We start from the raw sequence: 17,204 nt of genomic DNA, 5'->3' as shown, positions 1-17,204 counted from the left end.
ATACAATAGGCATCTCACTTAATATTAGATCAGCCAGATATATATTATAGAAATAATTGAATATTCAATCATGTTGATTATTTAAGTTAACAATTTATTGATTATGTATCCGATTTGCTCACATTTTTTGTTCCTTATACTACCCTTTGATAAGTTACTCTGCCTTTATCGGTTGTCTATATCCTTTTTTGGTCATTACACGATAAGATCAACTCAAACAGCAAAATGTTCCTTTAAATCCTGGTCACTGTTCAGAGGATGTTTGAAAAGTGTTTTGCTGTGATTTTAGGCACTTGTTGATCCCCCCTAACCCACGCCACTTGCTCCACTTGGGGAGACCCCAAGACCGCAGTGGCTCCCCTTAAAAAGGGGGGAACCGGAATCAAAGTTCCCCAATTTATCGGGGGATTTAGGAGGATATAGAACGTTTTGATACCTATAATAGGACTTTTAAAACATCCTCTCAGGATAAAACTACAAGTGAAAAGTAATTGGGGGCGATCGCAGTCTAAAATTGTGTGAGAGGATGTTTATCAAAACCATGTACAACACAGGCTAATTCTGCATTCTGTAATCAAACTTACAATTGCTAAATACTTTAATAAAAAATATCAACCCATATCCTATCTAGGAGGCTAATTTATGATTATAACTACCACTGATGTGATTCAAGGAGCCGTTATTGAATCGTATTTAGGCATTGTGACAGCAGAAATAGTCTATGGCAGCAATTTCTTGCGGGATTTTATGGCTGGCATTCGAGATATTATCGGTGGACGCACTGCTAGCTATGAGCGTCTGTTTGAGCAGGGTCAACGCAAGGCTCTAGAAGAATTAGAACAACGGGCACAACGTTTAGGAGCAAATGCTGTAATCGGCATTGAAATTGATACTGGCACAATCAATATTGACCAGTCAGGAGTTCTATTGCTGATTACTGCTACAGGCACAGCTGTCAGGATGCGTTAATCTTTCATTAGCTGCCAATTACTTTTTTAGTGTTTTTTGATCAGGGTTATAAAATTTGTATTAAGTCTAATCTTTTCCAAAATTAAAGGTAGCTTGTTTTAGCAGTTAATAACTTTATAATTGAATGATTTTGTAAAGAAAGTATAGAAAATTATGTAAAACATAACATAAGAAACTATTTAATAAGATTAAAACTGGATTAATTAATATATTCTTTGTCACTAAAGATATAGTTGTTAACTCTTTCTATTGATAGATATAAAAGTAGATGATTTAGTTATTTAATTTTAAGCATAAACATGAATATACCTTAAGCAGCAACTTTGCTGAAACAAGTTCGGAGAACATAAGCTATGTCATACGCAAATCGGGCAAATGATGACGTTATTTCTACTCAGCCTGCGGTAGTAGGTCGAGTGGCAGAATATCATGATCTTGTTCGCTGGGGTCCTATTATTTCTGGTTTGTTGGTTTCTTTAGCCACTCAATTAATTTTGAGCGCTATAATTGGTGCGGTTGCCGCAGGCGCAGTTGAAGGTTCAGGTGCACCGAGATCAATTGCCCCTGACACTGCGGGTAATGCGGGACTTTGGTCAACTATTGCTTTGTTAATTTCCCTATTTACTGGTGGTTGGGTTGCAGCTCGTGCTTGTGGGCCAATGAATCGCAATACAGCACTTCTCAACGGCGCAATTCTTTGGGCTACAACTTTGGCGGTTAGTTCGTGGCTATTGGCAAATGGAGTATCAGGTGCTTTTGGTGTCGCTGCTTCCAACGCTGGGGAAGTCATAAACCAAGTACAACAGCAAGGTGGTGTTAATGTACCACAAACAAACGTAAGCGCTCAACAAGCTCGTGAGATTGCGGGAAATGTCCGTTCGGGATTATGGTGGTTTGTGTTTGGTTCTTTATTGGGTTTAATAGCCTCAATGATTGGAGCCGTAACCGGAGCTCGTAGTCCTCGCGCTAACAATTACAATTCTTAAAAAAAATTGTTGGACAAAGCAAATATAGTAAATTTTAAAGCACTTTTCCAAAAGTGCTTTCTGTTTTTTAATTAATACTGCATGGCTTTCTCCAAGTTCAAAAAATTTTCTTACTAGATTTTTCAATCACCACTTCAGGTATGCAGCTTCAATTCCCTGCTCACGACGAATTTTACTATCTTTTTCAAACCAGGCAATTAGTTGCTGTGCTGTCAAATCTTCAATAGCAACGCTGTACTCTTGGGCGATATGCTTCAAAACCTTAAGTGATGAAATTGTCAATCGCGTTAAAAACTTTTCTGGGGAAGATAACAAAGCCGCGTCTACTTTTGCTGACTCTTCTAGGGTTAAAAATTGTGTTGATGGTTGCTGTGGTGATACATCCATAAATGTTATTTCAAACTTAGTCGATTATTGATAATGGGTAGTAACTATGCAGCTATTATGTATTACCGAAGCTAGATGTAAAACCGAGTTTATTTATGAAACTTTTACTTACGAGCTTGTACCAAATAGCCACAACGATGTTCGCCGTTGATAATCCAGTGGGTGCGTTCTACGGTACAATCTGATAATACGGCAGCAAACATTTCTAATTCGTGACCACAAATGCTGGGGAAAGATTCGGCAACGTTAGAAATGGCGCAGTTATGTTCCATTAAGATAAAGCGATCGCTCTCAATTGCGTCATTCACATCAACCGGGTGATACTCCGCCATGAAGCCTTCCGCTTTTCTGAACTCTACTAAGTTGGCTACACGTTCTCGCAGTGAACCCCTACCCACCCGATCGCTGTATTCTTGGGCTTTGCGTTCCCACTGTTTCTGTAAAATCGACTTAAATTGGTCGTGTCCCATCGTTTCGGCTAAGGTATCTAGCAGCGAAACCGCAAAATGACCATGGCCATCACCAAAGCGATCGCTCATTGTTCGATGCAAGCGATCGCGTCCCTGACGACTCAGTTGATAAAGGTGCTGTGGCCGCCCCATCCCCGCCGCCTGCACTGATGTCGAATACAAAACTAGCTCCTCCGTCTCCAAATCTTTGAGATGACGACGAATCGCTTGGGGAGTAACGTCTAAAACTTCAGATAGCTCCAAAGCCGTTGCTTTTTCGTGTTTGTGCAGATACTCTAGGATATCTTGCTTGGTTGAGGACTGGTGGGTAGTCGCCATCTTCATGTGGTGCGAGACGTTCAGCGAACGTCCCAAAAATTTCTTTTAAAATTTGACTTTGACAACATTGTTGTTGTTAATTTAGCGTAAAATGAAGATATATTAAACAACACAGCTGTTGTTTTATTCTCCACCCTTATTCTAACAGCCGTGTAACCATTCCGTAACGCGAGATGGAAATCGGCTAGCCAAAAGCTTGTCTCCCATCCTTAAAGAGTTTAGAACACGAGAGATTATTACCGATGAGTGCCACTGTCAAAACCTTAGTCAACCAACCCTACAAGTACGGCTTTATTACTGATATTGAGTCCGACACTATACCGCGTGGACTAGACGAGGATGTTGTTCGTTTAATCTCCTCTAAGAAGAACGAGCCGCAGTTCATGCTGGACTTTCGCCTCAGAGCTTATCGCCAGTGGCAAAAAATGACAGAACCAACTTGGCCTAATGTCAAGTATCCGCCAATCAATTATCAAGATATCATTTACTACTCAGCGCCAAAACGTAAGAAAGAAAAACTAAACAGCTTGGACGAAGTTGATCCAACCCTTTTAGAAACCTTCGAGAAGTTAGGCATTTCCTTATCTGAACAGAAGCGACTGGCAAATGTGGCCGTCGATGCGATTTTCGATAGCGTCTCTGTCGCCACTACATTTAAGGAAAAGCTAGCGGAAGATGGTGTTATTTTCTGCTCGTTTTCCGAAGCGTTGCAAGAACACCCAGAATTGATCAAAAAATACCTGGGTAGCGTTGTTCCCATAGCTGACAACTACTTTGCCGCCTTGAACGCCGCCGTATTTAGCGATGGTTCCTTTGTCTATATTCCTAAAGGCGTTAAATGCCCAATGGAACTGTCTACCTACTTCCGCATCAACTCAGGTGACACGGGACAATTTGAGCGGACTTTGATTGTCGCCGAAGAAGGTAGTTATGTTTCTTACCTCGAAGGTTGCACCGCACCGATGTATGACAGCAACCAGCTACACGCCGCCGTCGTGGAACTCGTCGCCCTCGACAACGCCGAAATCAAATATTCCACCGTCCAAAACTGGTACGCTGGAGATGCCAATGGTAAAGGCGGTATTTACAACTTTGTCACCAAGCGCGGTTTGTGTCAGGGCGTAAATTCCAAGATTTCCTGGACTCAAGTAGAAACAGGTTCGGCAATTACTTGGAAATATCCTAGCTGTGTGTTGGTAGGTGATAACTCTGTGGGTGAGTTCTACTCAGTGGCGCTGACAAATCATATGCAGCAAGCCGATACCGGCAGTAAGATGATTCACGTAGGTAAGAATACCCGCAGTACAATTATTTCTAAGGGAATCTCCGCAGGTAAATCCAGCAATAGCTACCGGGGTTTGGTGAAAGTTAACCCGACGGCAAAAGGAGCGAGAAATTATTCTCAGTGCGACTCAATGCTGATTGGGGATAATGCCCATGCGAACACTTTCCCCTACATCCAGGTGCAAAATAACACTGCGAAGGTGGAGCATGAAGCTTCTACTTCTAAGATCGGGGAAGATCAGCTATTTTACTTCGCTCAACGGGGTATTTCTTCAGAAGATGCAATTTCGATGATGATTAGCGGCTTCTGTAAAGATGTTTTTAATCAGCTACCGATGGAGTTTGCTGTGGAAGCTGATAAGTTGTTGAGTTTGAAGTTGGAAGGCAGTGTTGGATAGGGCTGGAAAATCGCTATGAAGCGAAAAAATTAACGCTTGTAGTCAGCACTTTAGTGCTGGAGGAAAGCGCTAAAGCACTTACTACGAACTAAGAAAGAAGAGAGAGAAGAGAGAACATGATTATTGAAAATAGTGAAATTGTGCTGTCAGTAAGGAATCTGACGGCTAATGTTGATGGAACACCGATTCTTAAAGGTGTAAATCTTGAGGTGCGATCGGGTGAAATCCATGCGATTATGGGGCCGAATGGTTCTGGTAAGAGTACCTTTTCTAAGGTGTTGGCTGGGCATCCATCATATCAGGTGACTGGCGGTGAGGTGATTTTCCAGGGGCAAAATCTCCTAGAATTGGAACCCGAAGAACGGGCAAGAAGTGGTATATTTTTGGCGTTTCAGTATCCGTTAGAAATTCCGGGTGTGAGCAATTTAGATTTCTTGCGGGTGGCGTACAATTCCCGTCGCAAGGCGCAAGGTTTAGAGGAAATAGACGCTTTTGATTTTGACGATTTGATTGAGGAAAAGCTGGATGTGGTGAAGATGAATCCCAGTTTTCTCAGTCGGAGTTTGAATGAAGGTTTTTCTGGTGGTGAGAAAAAGCGGAATGAAATTCTGCAAATGGCTCTGCTAGAACCAAAGTTGGGAATTCTGGATGAAACAGATTCGGGTTTGGATATTGACGCGCTCCGAATTGTGGCGAATGGGGTAAATCAACTGGCAACTCCTGAAAATGCCACAATTTTGATTACTCACTACCAACGGTTACTCGATTATATTGTGCCAGATTTTGTGCATGTGATGGCACAAGGGCAGATTATTACGAGTGGTGGTAAGGAACTGGCACTAGAATTAGAGTCTCGTGGTTATGACTGGGTGCTGGAAGAGTTTGCAACTGCTGAGGTGGGTGTGTAATGAATATTCAAGTATCTCCTAGTGCAATACCTAATTCAAATGCAGTCAGTTTGACATCGATGTTAGATAGAGATGATTATCTGACTGGGTTGTTAAATCAAGTAACAGCAAATAAAACAGAAGGTTGGTTGCAGGAATTACGCCAAAGTGCTGCTAATTGGGTACGTCACTCAATTATCCCGACTACCCGCGAGGAAGAATGGCGATTTACTGATTTGTCATCTCTGCGACAACTGCAATTTAATGTAGAGATGCAATCAATACAAACTGATATCTCATCGCTGACTCTAAGCGAAGCTGCTAACCGTCGTTTGGTATTTGTCAACGGCGTTTATGCACCGGAGTTATCAGCAGTCACAGATTTACCACCTGGTATTGTGGTGAGTAATTTGGCTAGCTTACCTGTGGTTGAGCAGGAGGGTGTACAGCAGTATTTAGCTCAAGCTGAGGGAGCGCAGGAAGTTTTTACTGCTCTTAACACGGCTGGGATAACTGATGCAGCTGTGGTGTGGGTGAAAAAGAATGTGGTAGTTGAAACACCAATTCATCTGCTGTTTATTTCGGTTGCTGCTGAGACGCCGACGATTTTGCAGCCGCGTTGTTTGGTGGTGGCGGAAAGTGGTTCGCAGGTGACGTTGGTTGAAGAGTATACGAACCGCAGAAGCACAGAGGAAGGAGTTTATTTTACCAATGCGGTTACGGAAATTTGGGTGGGTGACAATGCTGAGGTGACTCACATTAGGGTTGAGCAAGAAGGTGCAGAGGCTTTTCACATTGGGAAAACTGCGATCGCACAATCTCGTGATAGTCGATATACTTGTCATGCCATAACTTTAGGCGCGAAGCTGTCACGGCACAATTTAGAGATTTTGCAAACTGGTGAACAGACAGAAACTACTCTCAACGGTTTGACGATGATTTCCGGTAAGCAGTTGGCTGATACTCACAGCGCGATCGCACTTAATTATCCTCATGGTATAAGTAAGCAATTGCATAAGTGTATTGTAGGCGATCGCGCTCATGCAGTATTCAATGGTAAAGTTCTTGTTCCCAAGCTGGCGCAGTTGACAAATGCAACCCAGATGAATCGGAATTTGCTGCTATCATCTAAAGCTAGAATTGATACCAAACCCCAATTGGAAATTACTGCCGATAATGTCAAATGCGCTCACGGTGCTACCGTTAGCCAATTGGAAGATGATGAAATATTCTATCTGCAAAGTCGAGGAATTGATGAAAATGATGCTCGGAAGTTGTTAATTAACGCCTTCGCGGCTGAAGTTATCAACCAAATACCTGTTACCTCTCTGCGACAAATCCTTTTAAACACAGTTAATAATCTTAAGTCCCTGACTAATGACTAATTACTAATGACCAATAATTAATCTACCAATGACTTTCATCACTACCAAAACTATTGCTGATCAAGTTCGCGCTGACTTCCCAATTTTGCATCAGGAAGTCAACGAGAAACCTTTGGTTTATCTCGATAATGCTGCGACATCGCAAAAGCCTTTGCTCGTATTAAATACCTTGCGGGATTATTACGAGCAATATAATGCTAACGTGCATCGAGGTGCCCATACTCTGAGTGCTAAAGCTACCGATGCTTATGAAGGTGCTAGAGATAAAATTGCCAAATTCATCAATGCTGCATCGCGTCAGGAAATCGTCTACACCCGCAACGCAACTGAGGCGATTAATCTAGTAGCTTACAGCTGGGGAATGAACAATTTGCAGATGGGGGATGAGATTATTCTGTCGGTGATGGAACACCACAGTAATATTGTCCCTTGGCAATTAGTAGCACAAAAAACGGGTGCATTACTTAAGTTTGTGGAACTAACACCAGAAGAAACTTTTGATTTGGAACAGTTTAAAAAGCTAATTTCCAACAAAACTAAATTAGTGTCAGTGGTGCATATTTCTAATACTTTGGGTTGTGTTAATCCAGTGACAGAAATTGGTGCGATCGCTCACCAATACGGTGCTAAATTCTTAGTTGATGCTTGCCAAAGTGTACCTCATGTGCTTGTCGATGTACAACAAATAAATTGTGATTGGTTGGTAGCATCTGGTCATAAAATGTGCGCTCCAACTGGGATAGGATTTTTGTATGGCAAGTTGGAATTGTTAGAATCAATGCCACCATTTTTTGGTGGTGGTGAGATGATTGCAGAGGTGTATTTAGACCATTCTACTTATGCAGAATTACCGCATAAATTTGAAGCTGGTACACCTGCAATTGGGGAAGCGATCGCACTTGGTGCTGCGATCGATTATCTTAGTAGTATCGGCATGGATAAAATCCACGCCTACGAAGCAGAATTAACAGCTTATTTGTTCCAACAATTAGAGCAAATTCCCCAAATTAGAATTTACGGCCCCAAACCAAATGTTAAAGGGGAAGGTAGAGCCGCTCTTGCGTCGTTCACCGCCGGGGAAGTCCACGCCAATGACTTATCTACATTATTAGATCAAGAAGGCGTTGCTATCCGTTCTGGACACCATTGTACTCAACCATTACACCGTTACTTAGGTCTTCCTGCAACCGCACGAGCAAGCCTATCTTTCTACAACACCCGCGAGGAAATTGATATTTTCATCAAAGCACTGAAGGAAACTCTGGACTTTTTTGCAGGTTTCCTTGCTTAAAGTTACAAAATATTCGGACACTGATTGTGCCAAATATCAGCAACATATCTTGCTAATAATTGGCACAATTTAATTATCTGGATTCTTTACAGGAGCAACTAAAGTGTCATACAGTGACTTTACTTTAGACAGAGTTAGAAAAACCTTTGGCTTAACTATTTCTGATAAAACTGATATATTTGCATCTGTGCATGAAGTAGATTGTCCACCATTACTTGCAGAATTATTGCGGGAAAATGTACCTTTAGCTCTTGCTAGTAATACAGAAAAATCTCGTTCAGAGATGATTATTGCACCTGTTTTAATTGCTGTAAGGAAATATTTAAATAATCAAATAAGCTTATTTTCGGGGATCGATTTTACTGTTGATTCAGCACAAGGTTTAAATGGAAATTGCGATTTTATTATTAGCCGTTCACCAGAGTTACTAATTCTGAACGCGCCAGTTGTCATAATTGTAGAAGCTAAAAAAGAAAATATCAATGCCGGATTAGGTCAGTGTGTAGCAGAGATGTTAGCAGCTAAATTGTTTAATGACCGTGAGGGTAATAACATTCAGACGATTTATGGTACTGTCACCACTGGAACTAGCTGGAAGTTTTTGAAACTTATTGGACAAGTGATTGAAATTGAATTGGGCGAGTATTATATTAATGACATAGGTAAAATTATCGGGATTTTATCTAACATCCTGACAGAATAAGTATTTTAACTAATTCTAGGGATTTCGTAAGTTTTGTGGCAGCGTCTAAATACCGTTACAAATCTTAATTACGAATTACGAATTACGAATTACGAATTACGAATTATTTTAATATGCTTGTCAAGTCAACGCCTGCTGAACAAAGAACAGTGCTACATAACATTAGCTGGGAAACCTTTGAAGCCTTGCTGAAAGACACAGGTGAAGATAGAGGTTCTCGGTTTGCTTATGACTGCGGTGTTTTAGAAATCATGACTCCACTTTTTGAACACGAAAATCCTAAAATTCAGTTTGACCGATTTATATTCGCTTTAGCAGTGGAATTAAAAATTAAAATTAGAAGTGCTGGTTCTACAACATTAAAACGTCAACCAATAACAAAGGGAATAGAACCCGATAGTTGCTATTATATTCAAAATGAGCCACTAATCAGAGGTAAACAAGAATTAGATTTAAGAATAGACCCAGCACCAGATTTAGCCGTTGAAATTGATATTACTAGCAGTTCTATTAATAAATTTAATATTTATGCGGCTTTAGGTGTAGGAGAATTATGGAGATATAACGGGGAAGTTTTAAAATTTTATCAATTAGTAGAAAGCCAATATGTTGAGATTAAGTTTAGCATAGCTTTTCCTTTAATTTCTGTTAGTGATATGAATAGATTTATCCAGCAAAGTAAAACTATGGATGAAATTGATTTGGTGCAATCCTTCATCGCTTGGGTGCGGGGAAAGATAGAGTAAAGTGTGCCTCATTGATAATGACCGCGATCGCACTTCTTCATCGGGGATGATCGTTTATCTATCATCGCTATAGAGCCGCTTTTAAAGCTACTCTAAATCAGTAAAATCATTAAAATCTAAAGCAAGTTGTTCGCTACGATGATCAATAAGTTTATTAAACTTACTAATAAATTCCTCCCATGTATCAGAAACTCGAAGCAAAGTAATGACAGAATTTAACTGTGATTTTAAATGTACATCGCCAATATCTTCACTTAAACTTTGAAAAAATCTTGCCTTATAGTTACCTGAGTCAGTTTTAGGAGTTTTATTTTTGAGTTCTTCTAAAACACCAGGGGGTAATTGCTCATAAATAAATTTATTAGTCCAAGTACCAACAACGCTAGGACGTTTTTTAATACCTGTTACGTTAAAATCCCACCCCCTCAGTCTAAAAATTTCTTGATAATAAACATCAGGAAAAACTTTTTGCCAAGCACGTAATTCTTCACTAACATAAATATCTATGAGTTTTTGAAGTTCATTCTTTTCTCTCTCATGTTGATATCCTGTAGCCTCATCAATTAAAGCTATTAAACCTAATTTAGCAAAACTTCTAACTATAATTTCACACTGCTCTGCTATTATTCTTTGTCTCTCCCCTAGTTCTATGTTTTTTCTAGCTTCTAAAAAAGCATCACAAATATCTAAAAGAGTATAAGATTCATATCCATTTATTTTTTGCTCTCCTTTATAACAAATGATGGGATCAAGATGTCCTTCCTCCTTAGCTTTCAAAAAAAAAGGTTCTAAACTTTTTTGATTCAAATGCCTGTTTAATCGAGAACCACCAACTTGACTATCATCGTCAAGCATTTTTAAGGCTGACTGCATACCCATTCCAGAAATAACCCTTCTACCATCCTCAAGAACATAGCAATCAACATTAAAATTTCCCAAATTTATTTGTCCTGAATGAGTAATTTTAACCATAAAAAGCACCGCAAAGATTTAAAAGTACAGTCCTTTATACTGCAAAAATATTACAATTGCCAATAAGTGATACCACTGGTACGGTTAAACTAACTTATGCCTGTAAAAAGATAAAAGAGACAGTCCGCAACGCCGATCAATGCAATAATCAACGCAGCCGGAGCGCGGTCGCAACTCCTAACTTACAACTTCCACCAACTAGCTGGTGAAGTTGTAAGTTGAAGTCGGAAGTCAAAAAAGTTCATTTTTTGAAAGTTACTTTCAAGTTATACTCAAGCTAGTGTCGAGATATCCCAGATACATTTTCAAGTAAATTCCTAACATTAATATCGTTATATTCACCAAAACCCAAACCAAGGTTCAATTTGGCAATCCGTCAAGGAAAGACTAGGTTTATCTGAATGAACTATTAGTTAATCAAACCGATCGCACCCCACAAAATCAACTCAAAGAATCTGGATCTATCCCCAACCTTCGCAATTCTTCTGCCAGCCTTTGAGTGCGTTGTTCGGCAGTAGTAGCGCGTTGTTCGGCAGCGATCGCACGTTCTTCTGGTGTTAAATATCTGACTCCTTGTTTGTCATACCAATACAACCAATCCCGCGTAATTCCCTGATAGGTTCCCCGTTCATAACCAATTGCTAAACCTATCTCTGATAACCAAACTATATTTCCTGGCTGCAATACATATTCACCATTTACAAAGCGATAAATTTCTAAAGGTGGTTTTCTACGGCGTTGGGGATTGTAGACAACATAATACAAAATCTCCATCTCAGCATAAAGTTTCTTTTTGTTGGTGTATTCCCCACGTCGTCTGTGAGAAACAACTTCTAGTGCCATAATTGGCATCACCTTTTCTTCCCACAACACATAACTTAAACGCAAGTTCTCATCAAAAACTCGCTCGACTCCTAAACTTAAAAATCCATCGGGCACAATCTGCGGTAGTTTAGGATCGTAATAAATACCCATATCAACCCCAAAAAACCAATCCATCCGGCTTGTCCACAGCCAAGCTAAGATGGCTTCTAGCAAGCCAGGAATCAAATGTTGTAGTTGATTATCCACCGGTTCATCGTCAGAATCGGGCAGATCCTCGGCGGAGGGTAAGCAGTGCAATGGGTTGTAATTTAACATGGTGGGTGCGACGCAAACTTATAATATTGATGATATCTATCCACCTCTGACTTTTTCTTGCGATAATTCGCAAGAGAGACGCGCTCTCCACTGGTTAGTAAAAGAGGGATAGATGACACTCAAGCGGTTGATTTTAATTTTTATACTGACGCCGATAGCAGTTCTGTTGGCAGTTTCGGCTTTATTCGGTAGTTGGCAAGAACCTCAGTTTCAAAGTCGCCTAGAACTGTACCAAACCAATATTGCTTTACAAGCCCAAGCTTGGCAATCAGAAGATAGCAAAGATGACAATCTCCAGGCGATTCGGGAAGCAATACTTGGTCAGCAACCCCTGGAGGGCGCTACAAAGCAGTATGAGGAGGCGCGTGAATCAGTTCAAGCTAATTTGGACAAAGTTAACACCAAACTTGTACAATTACGCTCTCAACCTGAAATAACTCCCACACCTCCGAAAGCTTTACCTGACGTTCCTCCGACTACTAAAACCTCTCAACAGGGTCAGCAGCAACAGTTACAGCAGTCCAAGCAACTCCAAAAATTACTGGCTGAATTAGACCTGCGGCTGGGAATTTTACAAGCACAGCAAGGACAGACAGATACAGCCCTCAAAACTTGGAGCGAGTTACAACAACGCTCAGATATTAATCCAGAATTTGGACAAACTGCTGCTGCATTGAGTGGACTTTGGAGCAATCCTTCCCGTATCCTCCAGAATGCTCAACAACCGATTCAAAAGAATTTAGAAGGTTGGTTTCGCTCTACTGCTTTGGTTAAGCTATACCAACTCCAGCAACGACAAGACGCTTTATCAGCAGTTAAAGCTGCACAACAAGAATCTGCTACTCAAGCGGTGATTAAATTAGCAGTTATTGGGACTATTCCCACCTTGGCAGCTTTAATTGGTCTAATACTGCTGATTTTCTTATTTGCTCAACGCTTGTTGAAAGGAAAAACCTCGTTACTAGCTCAAAATGCTGATATCCTTTGGTCAACACCTTGGGATGGTGAAACAATTTTGCAGGTTTTTGTCGTCGGCTTTTTCTTAATGGGGCAAATTTTTGTGCCCTTGATGATATCGCTGCTACCCATCCCGCGTCCCATTGTTGATGTGCGACTTCAGGCGTTTTCTGTCTTGGTTAGTTACTCACTGGTAGCATTAGGTGCGCTGTTAGTGCTGTATTTCTCTTTAAAGCCCTTTTTTCCACTACCAGAATTTTGGTTTCGCTTCCGTTTTCAAGATAACTGGGTTTTGTGGGGACTGGGAGGCTATTGCACGGCTTTACCTATAGTTGTGGTGGTATCTTTGATTAATCAACAGCTATGGCAAGGACAGGGTGGTAGTAACCCTCTGTTGCAACTGGCACTAGAAAGCCAAGATGGTGTAGCACTTGGCATATTTTTCTTTACAGCAGCGATCGCAGCTCCATTTTTTGAAGAAATTCTCTTTCGCGGCTTTTTGTTACCCTCTCTAACTCGTTACTTACCCGTGTGGGGAGCGATTTTTATCAGTAGTTTGTTGTTTGCGATCGCTCATCTCAGCTTGTCGGAAATTCTGCCCCTGACCTCATTAGGCATTGTTTTGGGGGTAGTTTACACGCGATCGCGCAACCTCCTCGCTCCTATGCTCCTCCACAGCCTCTGGAATAGTGGTACATTATTAAGTCTGTTTATTATAGGCAGCAATTAATACTAAATATACGTACACTATTAAGGCTGTTCGCAACGAAAACGATGCCCCAGCAATCACAACTGGCAATTGGTGCCGTATTGCCATCCTCAGCTAAACGTTCCAGACTATTTAAAGCAGACTACCCCAAGTTAAAGATATCAAAGCTACCATTGTAAAAACCAACTCATAAAGGAGTCACAACAGTGCTTTCTTCAGGGGTTACGTTCTCTCTCAACACTGACTTTAAGTGTTGCTGCTGTTGCTATTGATGCCATTGTTAGAGTCGATATCACTCCAACAATCAAGGTATCATTTATCCTTTTGATTGATGCGATCGCAAAATAATCCGGAAATAATACTGACAGACTTGTAAAAAGTGGTGTATGTAGCAGTTTTTGCTGATTATTGAGTGTCTTACCTAAAATCTGCAAAACTGCCACATCACGGTTTGCGATCATCAAATCCATCGAAAGTCATTAAAGAGGGCGAGATTTTCAGGCTATGCCGCAAGATATCTTAGCGTCCCCTCTGGAATAGAAGCACGCTAATTTTGCTTATTCGTCTTGGGGCTTACTTATACTGGAAAAATTAAAAATCTATTTATTAAGTAAATACATTTACTCACTTTCATTCCAATAAAGACTTTATTTTTATACCTCACTTATCAAGGAGCAGCACTTATTATGGCAAATCTCAACCCCACTCACCCTACCAAACAACTTCTAGCTGGTTACTGTGGCATTATCCTTGGAGCATTTGGGGTTCATAAGTTTATTTTAGGATACGCCCCAGAAGGTTTGATCATGTTGGTGATTTCTGTAGTTGGGGGTTCTTTCACCTACGGCATTGCCTTGTTAATTATGCAACTTGTGGGTTTAATTGAAGGCATGATCTACTTGAACAAGTCCCCTGAAGGATTTGTAAATACCTACTTTGTGAATAAGCAGGGGTGGTTCTAGGACTTTTAAAACTACACGGGGTAGGGGCAATTCATGAATTGCCCCTACCTACAAATCAGGGTTTCAGCTATTGTTTGCGTAAGTCCTACTTACTACAAACTTTCTTACCCATCAATTTTAACTTGACCGACTATTATATTTATTTCTATTGATATGCTCATTCTCAAACCTAAACAGCAACAGCTTACCTGGGTGATGTTCCTCTTATTGGGCTTAGGATATTTCAGTGTTATGTCTCATTTGGAAATCAATTATTTCTTAAAAAGCCTAATTGTCCTTATGCCAATGCAGGTTGGAGCTATTATTTATGTAACTTACCTACGCTGGAGCCGACGTTGATACTCAAGGAAGTACGATAAATTAATAATTTTAATATGGTTGACATTCAGTCGTAGTTCGATATTTAGTCTACGCTCAAATTAGAGACGCTTTTAGTCAGGCGTTGAATTTCTGTAGCGAATCTAAAAACTTGCCATGCAACTTGTCCCGAAAACTAAGCTAGCCCCAGAACTTGCCCCAATCTTAGAGAAAATTATTTTAGATGTTGGGGGGATGAAGTGTGCTGGGTGTGTAAACGCAGTAGAGCGACAGCTAACCCAACATCCAGGAGTTAAGAGTGCCTGTGTGAACCTGGCCACAGAGGTAGCAGTTGTAGAGTCAGAAACTGGTGCGGTAGATGCAGATGCACTAGCACAGCGATTAACAGCCGTTGGATTCCCAACTCAACCCCGAAAAGCTAGTGGCACAGTAGCAGGTGAGACATCTACTTTATCAGACCCAGCAGAACGACAACGCCGAGAAATGCGCTCTTCTCTGAGGCAGTTGGCGATCGCTGCGGTGTTGCTGATATTGTCGGGAAGTGGACATTTTGGCAATCTTGGTAGTTCAGTGCTGCCAGTGTTGAATAACATCTGGTTCCACTGTGGATTGGCAACAGTGGCATTACTAATTCCCGGTCGTCCAATTTTAATAGATGGCTGGCTAGGCTGGCGGCGAAATGCGCCCAACATGAACACCCTGATCGGATTAGGAACGTTGACAGCCTACATCGCTAGTTTAGTAGCGCTGCTTTTTCCCCAAATGGGTTGGGAGTGCTTCTTTGACGAACCAGTAATGATGCTGGGCTTTATTCTTTTGGGAAGAACATTAGAGCAACAAGCTAGAGGTCGCGCCGCCGCCGCATTTAGGAAATTGCTAGCACTCCAGCCACTCTCAGCGCGATTGATTGCAAACCCTGAGAAAGGAGGAGTGGGGTCTTCTAGTGTAGAAATTCCTGCTGAACAGGTGCGTGTTGGTGAATGGTTACAAGTACTGCCAGGTGATAAAATCCCCGTCGATGGTGAAGTGGTGGCTGGTCAAACAACGGTCAATGAGTCAATGCTGACTGGGGAAGCCGTGCCAGTAATCAAGCAACCGGGAGATATGGTGACAGGAGGGACGCTAAACCAGTCAGGGGCGATCGCTATTCAGGCAACGCGTATTGGAAGTGATACAACTTTAGCTCAAATTGTCACCCTAGTAGAAGCCGCCCAAACTCGGAAAGCCCCGGTACAGAAATTAGCAGATACAGTAGCCGGTTACTTTACCTACGGGGTACTGACAGCATCTGTATTGACTTTGGTTTTTTGGTACTTTTTCGGTACTCACATTTGGACTGATATCACCATGTCTGGTGGTATGGAAATGGCTGACCATTTAGTACTCAGCCCTCCCCACGGGCTAAACCATAGCTATCCGCTAACAGCCCTCCCCACTCAGCATTCAGGACTCCTAATCAGCTTAAAACTAGCGATCGCAGTTATGGTAGTCGCCTGTCCCTGTGCGTTGGGACTTGCCACACCAACAGCCATTCTTGTCGGGACTGCTATGGGCGCAGAACGGGGTCTGTTAATCAAAGGCGGCGATGTTTTGGAAAAAGTATATCAGCTGAATACCGTAGTCTTTGATAAAACCGGCACTCTGACCACAGGTAATCCCCTCGTGACCGATTGCTTGTTAATTGAGGAAATGGGGAGTGGGGAGTGGGGAGTAGGGAGTAGGGAACCCCACTCACGACTCCCCACTCCCTACTCCCTAATACAATTAGCAGCAGCCGTAGAAAGCGGTACTCACCATCCTCTAGCAAGAGCGATTCACCAAGAAGCACAGCGACAACAGTTATCTATTCCAGTGGCTAGGGATTTTCACACGGAACCAGGGCTAGGGGTGTCTGCTGTAGTAGAGGGTACAGTTGTACTATTGGGTAACTGGGACTGGTTGAATTGGCACGGCATTGCGATTAACGAAACTGCACAACAGGTAGCACAGGATTTGGCAACAGATGGAAAAACAGTCGTTTGTGTAGCAGTTGGCGGAACTTTAGCCGGATTAATTGCTGTTTCTGATCCTCTCAGACCAGATGCTCGAACCACCGTAGACAAATTGCGTCAGATGGGCTTACGGGTAATGCTGCTCAGTGGCGATCGCAAAGAAGCAGCTAACGCCATAGCCAAACAACTAGGATTAGACAGCGCTGATGTAATAGCGGGTGTCCCCCCAGCGAAAAAGGCGGCTGCAATACAGTCTCTTCAGTTAGAAGGGACAAGGGGACAAGGGGGACAAGGGGGACAAGGAGACAAGGGGACAAAGAAAACTCCCCAC

At 41.7% G+C, this 17,204-nt stretch carries 16 protein-coding genes; 11 read left to right on the top strand and 5 right to left on the bottom strand.

All coding sequences use genetic code 11. From position 1 onward, the window contains the following. Nucleotides 1-642: 642 nt before the first annotated feature. Together F8S12_RS39175 and F8S12_RS39170 are read left to right on the top strand one after the other, a co-directional pair. A complete protein-coding gene (locus F8S12_RS39175) occupies nucleotides 643-969 on the top strand; it encodes a YbjQ family protein (protein ID WP_196521679.1) in 327 nt (108 codons plus the stop codon). A gap of 353 nt (nucleotides 970-1,322) precedes the next feature. Beyond that, entirely contained in the window at nucleotides 1,323-1,955 is a 633-nt protein-coding gene (locus tag F8S12_RS39170; protein ID WP_196521678.1) for a hypothetical protein, read from the top strand. A gap of 126 nt (nucleotides 1,956-2,081) precedes the next feature. Here F8S12_RS39170 and F8S12_RS39165 read toward each other — a convergent pair whose 3' ends face one another. Continuing rightward, complete coding sequence (locus F8S12_RS39165; RefSeq protein WP_196521677.1) at nucleotides 2,082-2,342, bottom strand: hypothetical protein; 261 nt, start codon at nucleotides 2,340-2,342, stop codon at nucleotides 2,082-2,084. Between the two features lie 104 nt (nucleotides 2,343-2,446). Next, nucleotides 2,447-3,130: an iron-sulfur cluster biosynthesis transcriptional regulator SufR gene (gene sufR / locus F8S12_RS39160; protein ID WP_196521698.1), complete on the bottom strand. Its 684-nt coding sequence runs from the start codon at nucleotides 3,128-3,130 to the stop codon at nucleotides 2,447-2,449. A 242-nt stretch (nucleotides 3,131-3,372) separates the two neighbouring features. On the opposite strand from sufR, the gene sufB reads away from it, so the two are divergent. The 6 genes from sufB (at nucleotide 3,373) to F8S12_RS39130 (ending at nucleotide 9,824) form a co-directional block, all read left to right on the top strand. Beyond that, a complete protein-coding gene (gene sufB / locus F8S12_RS39155) occupies nucleotides 3,373-4,812 on the top strand; it encodes a Fe-S cluster assembly protein SufB (protein ID WP_196521676.1) in 1,440 nt (479 codons plus the stop codon). Between the two features lie 116 nt (nucleotides 4,813-4,928). Further along, complete coding sequence (gene sufC, locus F8S12_RS39150; RefSeq protein ID WP_196521675.1) at nucleotides 4,929-5,720, top strand: Fe-S cluster assembly ATPase SufC; 792 nt, start codon at nucleotides 4,929-4,931, stop codon at nucleotides 5,718-5,720. Continuing rightward, nucleotides 5,720-7,084 carry a Fe-S cluster assembly protein SufD gene (sufD, locus tag F8S12_RS39145; RefSeq protein ID WP_196521674.1) on the top strand — a complete coding sequence of 455 codons (1,365 nt, stop codon included), beginning with the start codon at nucleotides 5,720-5,722 and terminating at the stop codon, nucleotides 7,082-7,084. The genes sufC and sufD overlap by 1 nt, the downstream gene beginning before the upstream one ends. A 28-nt stretch (nucleotides 7,085-7,112) precedes the next feature. Next, complete coding sequence (locus F8S12_RS39140) at nucleotides 7,113-8,375, top strand: cysteine desulfurase (RefSeq protein ID WP_196521673.1); 1,263 nt, start codon at nucleotides 7,113-7,115, stop codon at nucleotides 8,373-8,375. Nucleotides 8,376-8,478: 103 nt separating this feature from the next. Further along, on the top strand, nucleotides 8,479-9,078 hold the full coding sequence (locus tag F8S12_RS39135; RefSeq protein WP_196521672.1) for a hypothetical protein: 600 nt from the start codon (nucleotides 8,479-8,481) through the stop codon (nucleotides 9,076-9,078). Nucleotides 9,079-9,191: 113 nt separating this feature from the next. Beyond that, on the top strand, nucleotides 9,192-9,824 hold the full coding sequence (locus F8S12_RS39130; protein ID WP_196521671.1) for a Uma2 family endonuclease: 633 nt from the start codon (nucleotides 9,192-9,194) through the stop codon (nucleotides 9,822-9,824). An 87-nt stretch (nucleotides 9,825-9,911) separates the two neighbouring features. Here the strand turns inward: F8S12_RS39130 and F8S12_RS39125 are convergent, their stop codons facing one another. Both F8S12_RS39125 and F8S12_RS39120 read right to left on the bottom strand, forming a co-directional pair. Beyond that, nucleotides 9,912-10,796, bottom strand: a complete 885-nt coding sequence (locus F8S12_RS39125; protein WP_196521670.1) for a P63C domain-containing protein — start codon at nucleotides 10,794-10,796, stop codon at nucleotides 9,912-9,914. Between the two features lie 441 nt (nucleotides 10,797-11,237). Next, nucleotides 11,238-11,936, bottom strand: a complete 699-nt coding sequence (locus tag F8S12_RS39120; RefSeq protein ID WP_196521669.1) for a Uma2 family endonuclease — start codon at nucleotides 11,934-11,936, stop codon at nucleotides 11,238-11,240. Nucleotides 11,937-12,048: 112 nt separating this feature from the next. Here F8S12_RS39120 and F8S12_RS39115 point away from each other — a divergent pair, with 112 nt between their 5' ends. Beyond that, nucleotides 12,049-13,623, top strand: coding sequence for a CPBP family intramembrane glutamic endopeptidase (locus tag F8S12_RS39115; RefSeq protein WP_196521668.1), 1,575 nt, complete (start codon nucleotides 12,049-12,051; stop codon nucleotides 13,621-13,623). Between the two features lie 194 nt (nucleotides 13,624-13,817). On the opposite strand, the gene F8S12_RS39110 is transcribed toward F8S12_RS39115, so the two are convergent. Continuing rightward, nucleotides 13,818-14,072 carry a hypothetical protein gene (locus tag F8S12_RS39110; RefSeq protein WP_196521667.1) on the bottom strand — a complete coding sequence of 85 codons (255 nt, stop codon included), beginning with the start codon at nucleotides 14,070-14,072 and terminating at the stop codon, nucleotides 13,818-13,820. Nucleotides 14,073-14,288: 216 nt separating this feature from the next. Here F8S12_RS39110 and F8S12_RS39105 point away from each other — a divergent pair, with 216 nt between their 5' ends. Then, nucleotides 14,289-14,564, top strand: a complete 276-nt coding sequence (locus tag F8S12_RS39105; protein WP_196521666.1) for a TM2 domain-containing protein — start codon at nucleotides 14,289-14,291, stop codon at nucleotides 14,562-14,564. A 474-nt stretch (nucleotides 14,565-15,038) separates the two neighbouring features. Further along, nucleotides 15,039-17,204, top strand: a 2,166-nt coding sequence (locus F8S12_RS39100) for a heavy metal translocating P-type ATPase (protein WP_230968583.1), incomplete at its 3' end; no start/stop codon positions are given.

It is taken from the genome of Nostoc sp. WHI (assembly GCF_015714725.1).
In the GTDB taxonomy this organism is placed as follows: domain Bacteria; phylum Cyanobacteriota; class Cyanobacteriia; order Cyanobacteriales; family Nostocaceae; genus Nostoc.
Note: the sequence above shows the minus strand (reverse complement) of the source record. Positions and strands in the feature narration are given on the sequence as shown.

What these genes read in the sequence shown, in the direction of transcription:
- F8S12_RS39175 (WP_196521679.1), top strand. Translation starts at nt 643, where the DNA reads ATGATTATAACTACCACTGATGTGATTCAAGGAGCCGTTATTGAATCG.
- F8S12_RS39110 (WP_196521667.1), bottom strand. Translation starts at nt 14,072, where the DNA reads ATGGATTTGATGATCGCAAACCGTGATGTGGCAGTTTTGCAGATTTTA.
- F8S12_RS39130 (WP_196521671.1), top strand. Translation starts at nt 9,192, where the DNA reads ATGCTTGTCAAGTCAACGCCTGCTGAACAAAGAACAGTGCTACATAAC.
- F8S12_RS39105 (WP_196521666.1), top strand. Translation starts at nt 14,289, where the DNA reads ATGGCAAATCTCAACCCCACTCACCCTACCAAACAACTTCTAGCTGGT.
- F8S12_RS39115 (WP_196521668.1), top strand. Translation starts at nt 12,049, where the DNA reads ATGACACTCAAGCGGTTGATTTTAATTTTTATACTGACGCCGATAGCA.
- F8S12_RS39165 (WP_196521677.1), bottom strand. Translation starts at nt 2,342, where the DNA reads ATGGATGTATCACCACAGCAACCATCAACACAATTTTTAACCCTAGAA.
- F8S12_RS39170 (WP_196521678.1), top strand. Translation starts at nt 1,323, where the DNA reads ATGTCATACGCAAATCGGGCAAATGATGACGTTATTTCTACTCAGCCT.
- F8S12_RS39120 (WP_196521669.1), bottom strand. Translation starts at nt 11,936, where the DNA reads ATGTTAAATTACAACCCATTGCACTGCTTACCCTCCGCCGAGGATCTG.
- F8S12_RS39125 (WP_196521670.1), bottom strand. Translation starts at nt 10,796, where the DNA reads ATGGTTAAAATTACTCATTCAGGACAAATAAATTTGGGAAATTTTAAT.
- sufB (WP_196521676.1), top strand. Translation starts at nt 3,373, where the DNA reads ATGAGTGCCACTGTCAAAACCTTAGTCAACCAACCCTACAAGTACGGC.
- sufD (WP_196521674.1), top strand. Translation starts at nt 5,720, where the DNA reads ATGAATATTCAAGTATCTCCTAGTGCAATACCTAATTCAAATGCAGTC.
- sufC (WP_196521675.1), top strand. Translation starts at nt 4,929, where the DNA reads ATGATTATTGAAAATAGTGAAATTGTGCTGTCAGTAAGGAATCTGACG.
- sufR (WP_196521698.1), bottom strand. Translation starts at nt 3,130, where the DNA reads ATGGCGACTACCCACCAGTCCTCAACCAAGCAAGATATCCTAGAGTAT.
- F8S12_RS39140 (WP_196521673.1), top strand. Translation starts at nt 7,113, where the DNA reads ATGACTTTCATCACTACCAAAACTATTGCTGATCAAGTTCGCGCTGAC.